This is a genomic window from Roseixanthobacter finlandensis (assembly GCF_043195105.2).
Taxonomy (GTDB): domain Bacteria; phylum Pseudomonadota; class Alphaproteobacteria; order Rhizobiales; family Xanthobacteraceae; genus NCEH01.
The window spans coordinates 2,730,696-2,743,825 of sequence record NZ_CM195536.1 but is presented as its reverse complement, the minus strand read 5'-3'; the positions used below and the strand labels follow the sequence as shown (position 1 = coordinate 2,743,825).

General features: G+C 63.5%; 22 protein-coding genes. All 22 read left to right on the top strand.

What is annotated here, in order from left to right; all coding sequences use genetic code 11:
• Positions 1–2: 2 nt before the first annotated feature.
• Positions 3–383: a 50S ribosomal protein L22 gene (gene rplV, locus V5G24_RS12845; RefSeq protein ID WP_348845056.1), complete on the top strand. Its 381-nt coding sequence runs from the start codon at positions 3–5 to the stop codon at positions 381–383.
• The gene (gene rpsC, locus V5G24_RS12840) at positions 383–1,126 is read left to right on the top strand and encodes a 30S ribosomal protein S3 (protein ID WP_394082141.1); all 744 of its coding nucleotides are present in this window, start codon (positions 383–385) and stop codon (positions 1,124–1,126) included. Before rplV ends, rpsC begins: the two co-directional genes overlap by 1 nt.
• Positions 1,127–1,155: 29 nt before the next feature.
• Entirely contained in the window at positions 1,156–1,569 is a 414-nt protein-coding gene (gene rplP / locus V5G24_RS12835) for a 50S ribosomal protein L16 (protein ID WP_348845058.1), read from the top strand.
• Positions 1,570–1,579: 10 nt separating this feature from the next.
• The gene (rpmC, locus tag V5G24_RS12830; RefSeq protein ID WP_348845059.1) at positions 1,580–1,789 is read left to right on the top strand and encodes a 50S ribosomal protein L29; all 210 of its coding nucleotides are present in this window, start codon (positions 1,580–1,582) and stop codon (positions 1,787–1,789) included.
• A gap of 7 nt (positions 1,790–1,796) precedes the next feature.
• Positions 1,797–2,045 carry a 30S ribosomal protein S17 gene (rpsQ, locus tag V5G24_RS12825; RefSeq protein ID WP_394045010.1) on the top strand — a complete coding sequence of 83 codons (249 nt, stop codon included), beginning with the start codon at positions 1,797–1,799 and terminating at the stop codon, positions 2,043–2,045.
• A 158-nt stretch (positions 2,046–2,203) separates the two neighbouring features.
• Positions 2,204–2,572 (top strand): 50S ribosomal protein L14, encoded by a 369-nt coding sequence (gene rplN, locus V5G24_RS12820; protein WP_029006297.1) that lies wholly within the window; start codon positions 2,204–2,206, stop codon positions 2,570–2,572.
• Complete coding sequence (rplX, locus tag V5G24_RS12815) at positions 2,572–2,889, top strand: 50S ribosomal protein L24 (RefSeq protein ID WP_394045008.1); 318 nt, start codon at positions 2,572–2,574, stop codon at positions 2,887–2,889. Before rplN ends, rplX begins: the two co-directional genes overlap by 1 nt.
• Positions 2,882–3,439 (top strand): 50S ribosomal protein L5, encoded by a 558-nt coding sequence (rplE, locus tag V5G24_RS12810; protein ID WP_394082143.1) that lies wholly within the window; start codon positions 2,882–2,884, stop codon positions 3,437–3,439. The genes rplX and rplE overlap by 8 nt, the downstream gene beginning before the upstream one ends.
• Before the next feature lie 138 nt (positions 3,440–3,577).
• Positions 3,578–3,883, top strand: coding sequence for a 30S ribosomal protein S14 (gene rpsN, locus V5G24_RS12805; protein ID WP_394012591.1), 306 nt, complete (start codon positions 3,578–3,580; stop codon positions 3,881–3,883).
• A 10-nt stretch (positions 3,884–3,893) separates the two neighbouring features.
• The gene (gene rpsH, locus V5G24_RS12800; RefSeq protein WP_348845064.1) at positions 3,894–4,292 is read left to right on the top strand and encodes a 30S ribosomal protein S8; all 399 of its coding nucleotides are present in this window, start codon (positions 3,894–3,896) and stop codon (positions 4,290–4,292) included.
• 19 nt (positions 4,293–4,311) lie between these two features.
• Positions 4,312–4,845 (top strand): 50S ribosomal protein L6, encoded by a 534-nt coding sequence (gene rplF / locus V5G24_RS12795; RefSeq protein WP_394071623.1) that lies wholly within the window; start codon positions 4,312–4,314, stop codon positions 4,843–4,845.
• Positions 4,846–4,857: 12 nt separating this feature from the next.
• Positions 4,858–5,220 (top strand): 50S ribosomal protein L18, encoded by a 363-nt coding sequence (rplR, locus tag V5G24_RS12790; RefSeq protein WP_348845066.1) that lies wholly within the window; start codon positions 4,858–4,860, stop codon positions 5,218–5,220.
• An 18-nt stretch (positions 5,221–5,238) separates the two neighbouring features.
• Positions 5,239–5,796, top strand: coding sequence for a 30S ribosomal protein S5 (rpsE, locus tag V5G24_RS12785; protein WP_348845067.1), 558 nt, complete (start codon positions 5,239–5,241; stop codon positions 5,794–5,796).
• Between the two features lie 28 nt (positions 5,797–5,824).
• Complete coding sequence (gene rpmD / locus V5G24_RS12780) at positions 5,825–6,043, top strand: 50S ribosomal protein L30 (RefSeq protein WP_394071622.1); 219 nt, start codon at positions 5,825–5,827, stop codon at positions 6,041–6,043.
• Positions 6,044–6,053: 10 nt separating this feature from the next.
• Positions 6,054–6,530, top strand: coding sequence for a 50S ribosomal protein L15 (gene rplO / locus V5G24_RS12775; protein ID WP_394082145.1), 477 nt, complete (start codon positions 6,054–6,056; stop codon positions 6,528–6,530).
• Positions 6,531–6,823: 293 nt separating this feature from the next.
• On the top strand, positions 6,824–8,158 hold the full coding sequence (secY, locus tag V5G24_RS12770; protein ID WP_394082147.1) for a preprotein translocase subunit SecY: 1,335 nt from the start codon (positions 6,824–6,826) through the stop codon (positions 8,156–8,158).
• Positions 8,155–8,739: an adenylate kinase gene (locus V5G24_RS12765; RefSeq protein ID WP_394082149.1), complete on the top strand. Its 585-nt coding sequence runs from the start codon at positions 8,155–8,157 to the stop codon at positions 8,737–8,739. The genes secY and V5G24_RS12765 overlap by 4 nt, the downstream gene beginning before the upstream one ends.
• 198 nt (positions 8,740–8,937) lie before the next feature.
• A complete protein-coding gene (rpsM, locus tag V5G24_RS12760; protein WP_348845283.1) occupies positions 8,938–9,306 on the top strand; it encodes a 30S ribosomal protein S13 in 369 nt (122 codons plus the stop codon).
• A 132-nt stretch (positions 9,307–9,438) separates the two neighbouring features.
• Complete coding sequence (rpsK, locus tag V5G24_RS12755; protein ID WP_348845071.1) at positions 9,439–9,828, top strand: 30S ribosomal protein S11; 390 nt, start codon at positions 9,439–9,441, stop codon at positions 9,826–9,828.
• Positions 9,829–9,955: 127 nt separating this feature from the next.
• Positions 9,956–10,981 carry a DNA-directed RNA polymerase subunit alpha gene (locus tag V5G24_RS12750; protein ID WP_394044992.1) on the top strand — a complete coding sequence of 342 codons (1,026 nt, stop codon included), beginning with the start codon at positions 9,956–9,958 and terminating at the stop codon, positions 10,979–10,981.
• A 75-nt stretch (positions 10,982–11,056) separates the two neighbouring features.
• On the top strand, positions 11,057–11,473 hold the full coding sequence (gene rplQ / locus V5G24_RS12745; protein WP_348845072.1) for a 50S ribosomal protein L17: 417 nt from the start codon (positions 11,057–11,059) through the stop codon (positions 11,471–11,473).
• 199 nt (positions 11,474–11,672) lie between these two features.
• Positions 11,673–13,124, top strand: coding sequence for a Do family serine endopeptidase (locus V5G24_RS12740; RefSeq protein WP_394083058.1), 1,452 nt, complete (start codon positions 11,673–11,675; stop codon positions 13,122–13,124).
• The last annotated feature ends 6 nt before the right edge of the window (positions 13,125–13,130 follow it).

Genomic DNA, 13,130 nt, shown 5'->3' with positions numbered 1-13,130 from the left:
CCATGGGTAAGCAGGCAAAGCCCCGCGCTCTCGCGGACAATGAAGCCAAGGCGGTTGCGCGCAATCTGCGTGTCTCCCCCCAGAAGCTGAACCTCGTCGCGGGTCTGATCCGCGGCAAGAAGGTGGCGACGGCGCTCGCCGATCTTGAGTTCTCTCGCAAGCGGATCGCCCGCGATGTGAAGAAGTGCCTCGAGAGCGCGATCGCCAATGCCGAGAACAACCACGAGCTGGACGTCGACGATCTGATCGTTGCCGAAGCGCATGTGGGCAAGGGCCTGGTGATGAAGCGGTTCTCGCCGCGGGCGCGCGGTCGTGCCTCGCGCATCGAGAAGCCGTTCGCGCAGATCACCATCGTGGTGCGTGAAGTTGAGGAGCGGGCCTGATGGGTCAGAAGGTCAATCCGATCGGGCTGCGGCTCGGCATCAACCGCACGTGGGACAGCCGCTGGTTCGCCAACAAGGGCGAATACGGCCAGCTGCTCCACGAGGACATCAAGATCCGCAAGATGCTGTTCAAGCTTCTTAAGCAGGCCGCGGTGTCCAAGGTTGTCATCGAGCGTCCGCACAAGAAGTGCCGCGTGACGATTCATTCCGCCCGCCCGGGCGTGGTGATCGGCAAGAAGGGCGCCGACATCGACAAGCTTCGCAAGAAGGTTGCCGACATGACCAAGTCGGAGGTCTTCATCAACATCGTCGAAATCCGCAAGCCGGAAATCGATGCGCGGTTGGTGGCTGAATCCATCGCCCAGCAGCTGGAGCGCCGCGTTGCGTTCCGCCGCGCCATGAAGCGCGCCGTTCAGTCGGCGATGCGTCTCGGCGCCGAAGGCATCCGCATCAACTGCTCCGGCCGTCTCGGCGGAGCTGAGATCGCGCGCCTGGAATGGTATCGCGAAGGTCGTGTGCCGCTGCACACCCTGCGCGCCGATGTGGATTACGGCACCGCCACGGCCTTCACGACCTACGGGACGTGCGGCGTGAAGGTGTGGATCTTCAAGGGTGAAATCCTCGAGCACGATCCCATGGCCCAGGACAAGCGCCTGGCCGAGAGTGACGGCCCGAGCGGGCGTCCGCCCCGGCGTGAACGTGATCGCGACCATGGTCGCGACCGCGATCGCGACGCCGCCTGACGCTCGAGCAGAGAGAAAGGCGATAAGCCATGCTGCAACCCAAGCGCACGAAATTCCGCAAGCAGTTCAAGGGACGCATTCACGGCGTCGCTAAGGGCGGCACGGAACTGAATTTCGGCGAATTCGGCCTGAAGGCGCTCGAGCCCGAGCGCGTGACGGCCCGCCAGATCGAAGCCGCGCGTCGCGCACTCACCCGTCACATGAAACGTGCCGGTCGCGTGTGGATCCGCGTTTTCCCCGATGTGCCCGTGACCTCCAAGCCCACCGAAGTTCGTATGGGTAAGGGCAAGGGCGCTCCTGAATATTGGGCGGCCAAGATCAAGCCCGGCCGCATCATGTTCGAAATCGACGGTGTCAGCGTCGAGACGGCCCGTGAGGCTCTCACGCTCGCCGCCGCGAAACTGCCCATCAAGACGCGCTTCATTCAGCGCATCGCCGAGTGAGGAGAGGCTCATGAAAGCCGAGGACGTTCGGGCCCTCAGCCCCGATCAGCTCGCCGATGAGCTGCTGAAGCTGAAGAAGGAACAGTTCAACCTGCGCTTCCAAAAGGCGACGGGTCAGCTGGAGAACACGGCGCGGTCCAAGGAGATCCGTCGCGACATCGCGCGGGTCAAGACCGTGCAGACCACCAAGCGCGGCGCGGCCGCGTCGAAGGCGAAGTGAGGGAACGATGCCGAAGCGCGTGCTCCAAGGCGTCGTGGTAAGCGACAAGCAGGACAAGACGGTGGTGGTCCGGGTGGAGCGTCGCTTCACTCACCCGCTGCTGAAGAAGACCGTTCGTCGGTCCAAGAAGTATCACGCGCATGATGCGGAGAATTCGTATCACGTGGGCGATATCGTGTGGATCGAAGAGCATCGGCCTCTGTCTAAGCTGAAGAACTGGATCGTGATCCAGGGTGAGAAGCGGGCCGAGGTCTAGTAACGAAGCGCTCCGATGCTGGGTCCGTCGAGTTCGGGACGTCTGGACTGAGTGGAGACCGCATCGCAGTGAGAACCGTGTACCGATGAGCGGGCACGGTATGTGGAACGGGCAATGCCGGCTTGCCGGCGGCGCTGGATGACGAGAACAGGTGCGTCATGATCCAGATGCAGACCAATCTCGACGTGGCGGACAATTCCGGCGCGCGTCGCGTCATGTGCATCAAGGTGCTAGGCGGGTCCAAGAGGAAGTATGCTCACGTTGGCGACATCATCGTGGTGTCAGTCAAGGAAGCCATTCCGCGTGGCCGCGTTAAGAAGGGCGATGTCATGAAGGCCGTCGTGGTGCGCACGGCCAAGGACATTCGCCGCGTCGATGGTTCTGTGATCCGCTTCGACCGCAATGCGGCCGTGCTGATCAACAATCAGAAAGAGCCGGTGGGCACTCGTATCTTCGGACCGGTTCCGCGCGAACTCCGCGCCAAGAACCACATGAAGATCATCTCGCTGGCGCCGGAGGTGCTGTGATGGCGGCGAAGATCAAAAAGGGCGACAAGGTCGTCGTTCTCATCGGCCGCGACAAGGGTCGCTCCGGCGAGGTCATTCAAGTGATGCCGAAGGAGGAGCGTGCGCTCGTCCGTGGCGTCAATATCGTCAAGCGCCACCAGCGCCAGACAGCGGACAAGGAAGGCGGGATCATCTCCAAGGAGGCGCCCGTCCATCTGTCCAACCTTGCGGTCGCCGACCCCAAGGATGGCAAGCCGACCCGCGTCGGCTTCCAGGTGCTGGAAGACGGGACGAAGGTCCGCGTGGCCAAGCGTTCCGGGGAGAGGATCGATGGCTGAGGTGAGTTATACCCCCCGGCTACGTACGCACTACGACGAAGTCGTGCGCCCGAAGCTGATCGAGCAGTTCGGCTATAAGAACCCGCTGCAGGTTCCGACGATCGAGAAGATCGTCATCAACATGGGCGTTGGCGAAGCCACTGCCGACACCAAGAAGGTGACGACCGCCGCCGCGGATCTCGCGCGCATCGCCGGACAGAAGCCGGTTGTGACGCGGGCCCGCAAGGCGATCTCGAACTTCAAGCTGCGCGAAAACCAGCCGGTCGGCGCGAAGGTCACCCTTCGCAAGGTGCGCATGTTTGAGTTCCTGGACCGGCTCGTGACGATCGCGCTGCCACGCGTTCGTGACTTTCGTGGTCTGAACCCCAAGAGCTTCGATGGCCGCGGCAATTATGCCATGGGCATCAAGGAACACATCGTGTTCCCCGAGATCAACTATGACCAGGTCGAGCAGATCTGGGGCATGGACATCATCGTGTGCACGACGGCAAAGACGGACGATGAGGCGCGGGCCCTGCTGCGCGCTTTCGACTTCCCCTTCCGCCAGTGACGGTATAGAAGAGGCGATTCGCGCTTGGGTCGGGATATTCCTGCCGGGCGCGTTTCCCTCTCAAATCAAGAGAAGGTTGTGATTTTCCGGCTGTGGAGGGGTTTTGGCCTCTTCAGACGCGGAGAACAGGAGCAAGACATGGCGAAGAAGAGCGCGATCGAGACAAACGAGCGTCGCCGCAGGCTCTCCAAGAGCTTGGCCGGCAAGCGCGCGGGTCTGAAGGCGATCGTGAACGACAAGACCCTGCCGATCGAGGAGCGGTTTGCCGCCACCCTCAAGCTCGCGCAGATGCCGCGGAATTCCGCGCAGATCCGCGTGCGCAACCGGTGCGAAGTCACTGGCCGCCCCCGCGCGTTTTACCGCAAGCTCAAGATGAGCCGTATCGCGCTGCGCGAACTCGGGTCCCAGGGACTTGTCCCGGGCCTCGTGAAGTCGAGCTGGTGAGGAGAGGCTCATGTCCATCAACGATCCCATCAGCGATCTGATCACCCGTATCCGCAACGCCCAGATGCGGCGCAAGGAGAAGACCTCGACGCCCGGTTCGCGCCTGCGCGCCAGCCTGCTCGACGTGCTCCGCGACGAAGGGTACATCCGCGGCTATACCTCGACCGATCACGGCAACGGCCGGACAGAGTTCGAGATCGAGCTGAAGTATTTCGACGGCCAGCCGGTGATCCGCGAGATTAAGCGCGTCTCCAAGCCGGGCCGCCGGGTCTATGCGTCCGTCAAGACCCTTCCGCGCGTTGCGAACGGTCTCGGCATCGCAGTTGTTTCCACGCCCCAGGGCGTGATGGCTGATCACGACGCCCGCGACAAGAATGTCGGCGGCGAAGTGCTCTGCACGGTGTTCTGAGCGAGCGACGGAGAGAAACATGTCGAAGATCGGCAAGCATCCCGTCGCCATTCCCGCCGGCGTCAATGTCAGCGTGGACGGTCAGACGGTGAAGGTGAAGGGCCCCAAGGGCGCCCTCGAATTGACTCTCGTGGAAGAAGTGCTGGCGGAGCTGAACGGCGCCGAACTGCAAGTCTCCATGCGCGGCGAGACGCAGCGGCATCGGGCGATGTGGGGCATGTCCCGCACGCTGGTCGCCAACCTCGTCGAAGGCGTGACGAAGGGTTTCGAGAAGAAGCTCGAAATCACCGGCGTCGGCTACAAGGCCGCGGCTGCCGGCAAGAACCTGAACCTGTCGCTCGGCTATAGCCATGACGTGATCTATGCGATCCCCGAAGGGATCCAGATCGTGACCCCGAAGCCCACGGAAGTGTTGGTTTCGGGCATGGACAAGCAGAAGGTCGGTCAGGTCGCTGCCGAGATCCGCGAGTTCCGCGGCCCCGAACCCTACAAGGGCAAGGGCGTCAAATACGCAGGCGAATTCATCTTCCGCAAGGAAGGCAAGAAGAAGTAACGGAGGCGAACCATGGCTAAGGATTTGGAGGCGCTGGCGCGCCGCAAGGCCAAGGTGCGCCGTGCGATTCGCGTTGCGGCCAACGGGCGTCCCCGCCTGTCGGTGCACCGCACCTCGCAGCACATCTATGCGCAGATCATCGACGATGCGAAGGGCGAGACCGTAGCGGCCGCCTCCAGCCTCGAAAAGGACCTGCGCGGCACCCTGAAGACCGGCGCAGACACCGAGGCCGCCAAGGCCATCGGCAAGCTGGTTGCTGAGCGTGCGGCGGCGAAGGGCGTGACCGCGGTCGTGTTCGACCGTGGCGCATACATCTATCATGGGCGCGTCAAGGCGCTCGCTGAGGGCGCCCGCGAAGGCGGCCTTCAGTTCTGACGCGAAGGACGTAGCGAAATGGCCCGTGAACGGGAACACCGCGGAGATCGCGAGGATCGTGACAACACGTTCGTGGACAAGCTGGTCCACATCAATCGTGTCGCGAAGGTTGTGAAGGGCGGACGGCGCTTCGGTTTCGCCGCCCTGGTTATCGTCGGCGACCAGAAGGGTCGCGTCGGGTTCGGTCATGGCAAGGCGCGTGAAGTGCCTGAAGCCATCCGCAAGGCCACGGAAAGCGCCAAGCGCGCGTTGATCCGCGTGCCGCTGCGCGAAGGCCGGACCCTGCATCACGACGTGCATGGGCATCACGGTGCGGGCAAGGTCATCCTGCGCGCCGCCCCGGCTGGTACCGGCATCATCGCCGGCGGCCCGATGCGCGCTGTGTTCGAGACGCTCGGCATCCACGATGTCGTCGCCAAGTCGTTCGGGTCTTCCAACCCCTACAACATGGTGCGCGCCACGTTTGACGCCCTGGTCAATCAGGACAGCCCGCGCTCCGTCGCTTCGCGCCGGGGTATCAAGGTGTCGCAGCTTCAGTCCCGCCGCCGCGTCGAAGACGCGGAAGCGACGGACTGAGCCAGGCAGCAACCATTAGGAGCGCGCCATGGCTAAGGCGACCGAAAAGACGGCGGCTTCGACCGCCAAGACCGTAACCGTGGAGCAGATCGGCTCGCCGATCCGCCGTCCGTTCTCGCAGGAGGCGACTTTGGTCGGCCTCGGCCTGAACAAGCGGCATCGCCGCTCCACTCTCCAGGATACGCCGGCCGTGCGCGGCATGATCGCGAAGGTCGGCCATCTCGTCCGCGTGGTCGAGGGCGAGTGAGGGCCATCAGATGAAGCTCGACGAGATCAGAGACAATGTCGGCGCGCGCAAGAAGCGCATGCGCGTCGGCCGGGGCATCGGCTCCGGTAAGGGCAAGACCGCTGGTCGCGGCGTCAAGGGTCAGAAGGCCCGTACCGGCGTTGCGATCAAGGGCTTCGAGGGCGGCCAGATGCCGTTGCATCGTCGCCTGCCGAAGCGGGGCTTCCACAACATCTTCGCCCTCGACTTTAACGAAGTGTCGCTGGGCCGGTTGCAGACCGCCATCGACGCTGGAAAGCTCGATGCGAACGCGACAATCGATTCGGCGGCGCTGGTGGCTGCTGGCGTCATCCGCCGTGCCAAGGATGGCGTGCGCGTGCTGGGGTCGGGCGAACTGAAGGCGAAGGTTTCGCTTGAGGTGGCCTATGCCACCAAGTCGGCGGTTGAGGCGATCGAAAAGGCGGGTGGCTCGGTCACCATGTCTGCGGTTGCGGTAGAAGCTGCGTGATTTCTGATGACGGCGGGGCAGGGCTGCTTCGCCGTCGTTGCCTGTGCGGTGTGTTAAAAAATCATTTCGTTTCAAGAATTTAAGGCCCCACCGGGCATGGGGCCGAAATTAGAGGCGGTCGTTCCGCCTCATCGCGTAGGCCCGGCGCGTCATCTCGCCAATGGTCTGCCGCGGCGAGTGCGGGTATGACCGATGGAAAGATGCGGTGCGTGCCGGCTCTCGCCCTGACGCCGCGCGCTCCCGCTTCTCATGGATAGGCCGTTCCCACGCGGATGGCCCAAGCGGAGCAAGGCATGGTCTCGGCGGCGGAACAACTCGCAGCGAACCTGAATTTCGGTGCTCTCGGCAAGGCCGAGGAGCTGAAAAAGCGCATCTGGTTCACCCTCGGCGCCCTTCTGGTGTATCGCCTTGGAACCTATATCCCCCTCCCGGGGATCAATCCCGATGCGCTCTCGCAAGTCTTTCACGGCGCGCAGAATGGCATTCTCGGCCTGTTCAACATGTTCTCCGGCGGTGCCGTCGAGCGCATGGCGATCTTCGCGCTGAACATCATGCCGTATATCTCCGCTTCGATTATCATTCAGCTGCTGACCACCGTCTCGCCGACACTGGAAGCGCTGAAGAAAGAGGGCGAGAGCGGCCGCAAGCAGATCAACCAATATACCCGCTACCTCACGGTGGTTCTGGCGCTGTTCCAGGCCTATGGCATTTCCGTCGGTCTCGAAAGCTCGGGTTCGGTGGTGCAGGATCCGGGGCTCTTCTTCCGGATTTCGACCGTGATCACGCTGACCGGCGGAACGATGTTCTTGATGTGGCTTGGTGAGCAGATCACGTCTCGCGGCATCGGCAACGGCACGTCTCTGATCATCTTTGCGGGCATTGTTGCAGAACTTCCGGGCGCTTTCGTCCGCACCCTGGAACTCGGCCGGCAGGGCGCGATTTCGACCCCCATCATCCTGCTTGTGCTGGTGATGGTCATCGGCCTGATCGCTTTCATCGTGTTCATGGAGCGGGCTCAGCGGCGGTTGCTGGTGCAATATCCCAAGCGCCAGGTGGGCAATCGCCTCTATGAGGGCCAATCCTCGCATCTGCCGCTGAAGTTGAACACTTCGGGTGTGATTCCGCCGATTTTCGCCTCTTCTTTGCTGCTGATCCCCACGACCATCGCGAGCTTCATGCAGGGTTCGGGTCCGGAATGGCTCGGCGTCGTCACCACGCAGCTGGGCCACGGCCGCCCACTGTATATGGTCTTCTATGTCGCGCTGATCGTGTTCTTCTGTTTCTTCTACACCGCGATCGTGTTCAATCCGGTGGAGACTGCGGACAATCTGAAGAAGCACGGCGGCTTCATTCCCGGCATCCGCCCGGGTGAGCGGACCGCCGAATATATCGACTATGTGTTGACCCGAATCACTGTCGTCGGCGCCGCATACATTGCGGCAGTGTGTCTCTTCCCCGAACTGCTCATTTCCTACGCGGCCGTTCCGTTCTATTTCGGAGGGACGTCGTTGTTGATCGTGGTTAGCGTCACGATGGACACCGTATCTCAGATACAGGGACACCTCTTGGCCCACCAGTACGAAGGACTGGTTAAGAAGGCCAAGCTGCGTGGGGGGAGACGGAAATGAGATTGATTCTGCTGGGACCTCCCGGGGCGGGGAAGGGGACTCAAGCCCAGCGACTGGTGGCCCGTCACGGGATCGTCCAGCTCTCCACCGGCGACATGCTGCGTGCCGCCGTGGCTGCTGAAACGCCGGTGGGGCTGAAGGCCAAGGCGGTGATGGAAGCGGGCGGCCTGGTGTCGGACGACGTGGTCATCGGTATCATCGCCGAGCGGCTGGAGCATGCGGACGCGCAGAAGGGGTTCATCCTCGACGGCTTCCCGCGCACGGTCGCCCAGGCCGAGGCGCTCGATCACATGCTTGCCGACAAGGGCCTGAAGCTCGATGCGGTGATCGAACTGGTGGTGGATCAGGCTCTGCTGACGGATCGAATCATGCGCCGGGCCGAAGAGACCAAGGCGCGCGGCGAGCCGGTGCGCAAGGATGACGATCCGGACGTGTTCCGCCATCGGCTGGAGGCGTACAACCGTGACACTGCGATCGTCGCGCCTTATTACGCTGCGCGCGGCCAGTTGCAGCAGATCGACGGCATGCGGCCCATCGACGAGGTGACGAAGGCCATCTCCGAGGTGCTCGAAACGGTCTGACGGGAACCGGCTGGGAGGCGTGACTTGACGTCTCCCACATAAGCGTGTATCAGCGCTCCCTTCATCCGGCATCCGTGCTGCCCGCGCCGCTTTTGGCGACGTGGGACGTGCGGGTTTTGTTTTATCTCCGCATGGGCCGGCCTCCACCGGACGCGGAGACACCGCCTGCATCTGTAGGCGGTCCACATGGAGAGACACGTGGCTCGTATCGCTGGCGTCAACATTCCGACCAACAAGCGCGTGATCATCGCGCTTCAGTACATCCACGGCATCGGCGCGAAGAAGGCCGAGGAGATCGTGACCAAGGTGAACATCCCGGCCGAACGCCGCGTGAACCAGCTCACCGATCAGGAAGTGCTTCAGATCCGCGAGACCATCGACCGCGATTATATCGTGGAAGGCGACCTGCGCCGCGAAGTGTCGATGAACATCAAGCGCCTGATGGACCTCGGTTGCTACCGCGGCCTGCGCCATCGTCGCGGCCTGCCGGTGCGCGGCCAGCGCACCCACACCAACGCCCGCACCCGCAAGGGTCCGGCGAAGGCGATCGCCGGCAAGAAGAAGTGATCTGCGCCTAGGTGCAGTGGGGAGGCCGGTGCGCCGGCCTTCCTTTTTGTGTTTCGCTCGACCCGCTCCCATGAGGGAGCACCCGTCCCGAGCGCCTGGTGTTACGGGCGCGCCTGAAGGATCAAAGTACAGATGGCCAAGGAAGCTACCCGCGTTAAACGTCGTGAGCGCAAGAACATCGCCTCCGGCGTCGCGCATGTGAACGCCTCGTTCAACAACACCATGATCACCATCACCGACGCGCAGGGAAACACCATTTCTTGGTCGTCCGCCGGTGCCATGGGCTTCAAGGGCTCGCGCAAGTCCACCCCGTACGCCGCGCAGGTTGCCGCCGAAGACGCGGCCCGCAAGGCTGCTGAGCACGGCATGCGCACCCTGGAAGTGGAAGTCTCCGGTCCCGGTTCGGGACGTGAGTCCGCCCTGCGCGCCCTTCAGGCCGCTGGCTTCATGGTGACCTCGATCCGGGACGTGACCCCGATCCCGCATAACGGTTGCCGTCCGCGCAAGCGCCGGCGCGTCTGAGCGTTCCATTGGCTCGCCGGCCCGGTCGGCGAGCCTTCTGCCCGGTTCCTCCCCCCGCATACGGGACGGGTCGGCGCCTCGCGGTCAGAGATCGCACCTGAGTGCAGCGGCCCGGTGAGAAGGCAAGGTGACGCAAGTGATTCAGAAGAACTGGCAAGAACTGATCAAGCCCGAGAAGTTGCAGGTCACGGCGGGCCGCGATCCCAAGCGCCTCGCCACTGTCGTGGCCGAGCCGCTGGAGCGCGGCTTCGGCATGACCCTCGGCAATTCGCTGCGGCGCATCCTGCTGTCGTCGCTCCAGGGCGCGGCAGTGACCTCGGTGCATATCGACGGCGTGCTGCACGAGTTTTCGTCGATCCCCGGCGTCCGCGAGGATGTGACCGACATCATTCTCAACATCAAGGACATCGCCATCAAGATGCAGGGCGAAGGCCCCAAGCGTCTGGTTGCGAAGAAGACCGGCCCCGGCGTGTTGACCGCTGGCGACATCCAGACCGTGGGCGACATCCAGGTGCTCAATCCGCACCTCGTCATCTGCACGCTGGATGACGGCGCCGAGCTGCGCATGGAGTTCACCATCGACACCGGCAAGGGCTATGTGGCGGCAGACCGCAATCGGCCGGAAGATGCGCCCATCGGGCTCATCCCCATCGACAGCCTGTATTCGCCGGTCCGCAAGGTCTCCTACAAGGTCGAGAACACCCGTGAGGGTCAGATCCTCGACTATGACAAGCTGACCATGCAGATCGAGACCGACGGGTCCATTTCTGCGGAGGATGCACTGGCTTATGCCGCGCGAATCCTGCAGGACCAGCTTGAGATCTTCGTGAACTTCGAAGAGCCCAAGCGCGAGAGCGAATCCACCGCCATCCAGGAGCTGCCCTTCAACCCGGCGCTGCTGAAGAAGGTGGACGAGCTGGAGCTTTCGGTGCGTTCGGCGAACTGCCTGAAGAACGACAACATCGTCTATATCGGCGACCTGATCCAGAAGAGCGAGACGGAGATGCTCCGCACGCCGAACTTCGGGCGCAAGTCGTTGAACGAGATCAAGGAAGTCCTGGCTTCCATGGGTCTGCATCTCGGCATGGAAGTGCCGGGCTGGCCGCCTGAAAACATCGAAGAGCTGGCGAAGCGCTTCGAAGATCATTACTGAGCTTTCCATACGCGGCTCGAGCCGCTCAACCATAAGCCGGCTCGAAACGCCGTCGGATTTTAGGAGTTCGCCGTCATGCGTCACGGCAAGGTACATCGCAAGTTCAACCGCACCTGGGAACATCGCAAGGCGATGTTCATGAATCTCAGCGCGGCGCTCATCACCCATGAGCAGATCGTCACCACCCTGCCCAAGGCGAAGGATCTTCGCCCGGTGGTGGAAAAGCTCGTCACGCTCGCCCGTCGCGGCGATCTGCACGCGCGCCGTCAGGCCATCGCCGAGCTGCGCGACGTCGCGGTGGTGAAGAAGCTGTTCGACGTGATCGCGCCCCGCTATCAGGCGCGTCCGGGTGGCTATACCCGCATCGTCAAGGCAGGCTTCCGCTATGGCGACTCGACCCCGGTTGCGGTGATCGAGTTCGTCGATCGCGACGTGGACGCCAAGGGTGCTTCCGATCACGCGCGCACGGCGGCCGAGGCCGCCGCCGCCTGAGGTTGGATCTGTCTCGGTTTCCAAACGTTTTGGAAGGGCGGCCGCTAGGTCGCCCTTCTTTCGTTTCAGGCAGGCTCTATATGTGGCATGCGGCGCCGTTTGGTGCGGTGCGGACCTAAGGTGGCTCATGGCTTCTGGCATCTCCCACTTTTTTCAGCTGAAACCCTGGGCGCAGACGCTGGCGTTCCGGCAGGTGCGGATGCGAACTTTGCTCGCCTGTGCGGGCGTGCTTGGCCTCTTGGCGCTCGCCGCGGTGGGAGACGCGCACGCCCAAACCGCGCCGGCCGCGAGCCAGACGCAGCGCGCGCAGGTGCCGGTCACGCGCAGCGAAATCACCCTCAGTTTTGCGCCGGTTGTGGCGCGCACGGCGCCGGCGGTTGTAAATGTTTACGCGCTGAAGAGCGCGCCGCGCACCAATCCGTTCTTTGACGATCCTTTCTTCCGGCGCTTTTTCGGCGGCGGACAGGGCGGTGATGCCCCTGGCCTCGGCGGACCGGAGCGGATGCAGCGTTCGCTGGGCTCAGGCGTCATCGTCGATCCGAGCGGCCTCGTGGTTACCAATCACCATGTGATCCAGGGGGCGGACCAGATCCGCATCGCGCTCAATGACAAGCGCGAGTTCGATGCCGAGCTGTTGCTCAGCGACCCGCGCACGGATCTCGCGGTGCTGCGCATCAAGGGCGATCAGAAGAGCTATGCGAGCCTGGAGCTCGGCAATTCCGACGATCTTGCCGTCGGCGACCTGGTGCTGGCGATCGGCGATCCGTTCGGCGTCGGCCAGACGGTGACGCAGGGCATCGTCTCCGCGCTCGCACGCACGCAGGTGGGCGTGTCGGATTATCAGTTCTTCATCCAGACCGATGCGGCGATCAATCCGGGCAATTCCGGCGGTGCGCTGGTGGACATGGCCGGGCGGCTGATCGGCATTAATACGGCGATCTATTCGCGGTCCGGCGGATCGCACGGCATCGGCTTTGCCATTCCCACCAATATGGTGCGGGTGGTGCTTGAATCCGCGAAGGCCGGCTCCGCCACGGTCCGCCGGCCCTGGCTCGGGGCCAAGCTCCAGCGCGTGACGCCGGAGATCGCCGAGGGGCTCGGCATCGCCCGGCCGACCGGCGTTCTGGTACAAAGCGTGCTGGCCGCGAGCCCTGCCGCCAAGGCGGGAATCAAGACCGGAGACCTGATCGTCGCGGTGGAAGGGCAGGGGGTCGATGACCCCGAATCGCTGGGCTATCGCTTCGCCACCCGGCCAATAGGTGGTACGGTCACCTTCACCCTCAGCCGGCAGGGCCGCGAGACACAGGTGAAGGTCGCGTTGGAGCCGGCGCCGGAAAGCGTGCCGCGTGAGGAGATCGTGTTGCGCGGCCGCTCGCCCTTTGCCGGCGCGCGTGTGGTGAATGTGTCTCCCGCCGTAGCGGAAGAGATGCGGGTGGATGTGGACGATACTGGCGTCGTCGTTGCCGACGTGGCGGAGAATTCCCCTGCCGCCGCCGCCGGCTTCCGCCCGGGCGACGTGATCCTAGCGGTCAATGGTGCGAAGATTGCCCGCACCGCCGATCTGGAGCAGGCCACGCGCGCCCCGATGCGTGCCTGGCAGGTGAGCGTGGCGCGCCGCGGGCGCGTCATCAATGCCGTGATCGGCGGCTGAGCGCGG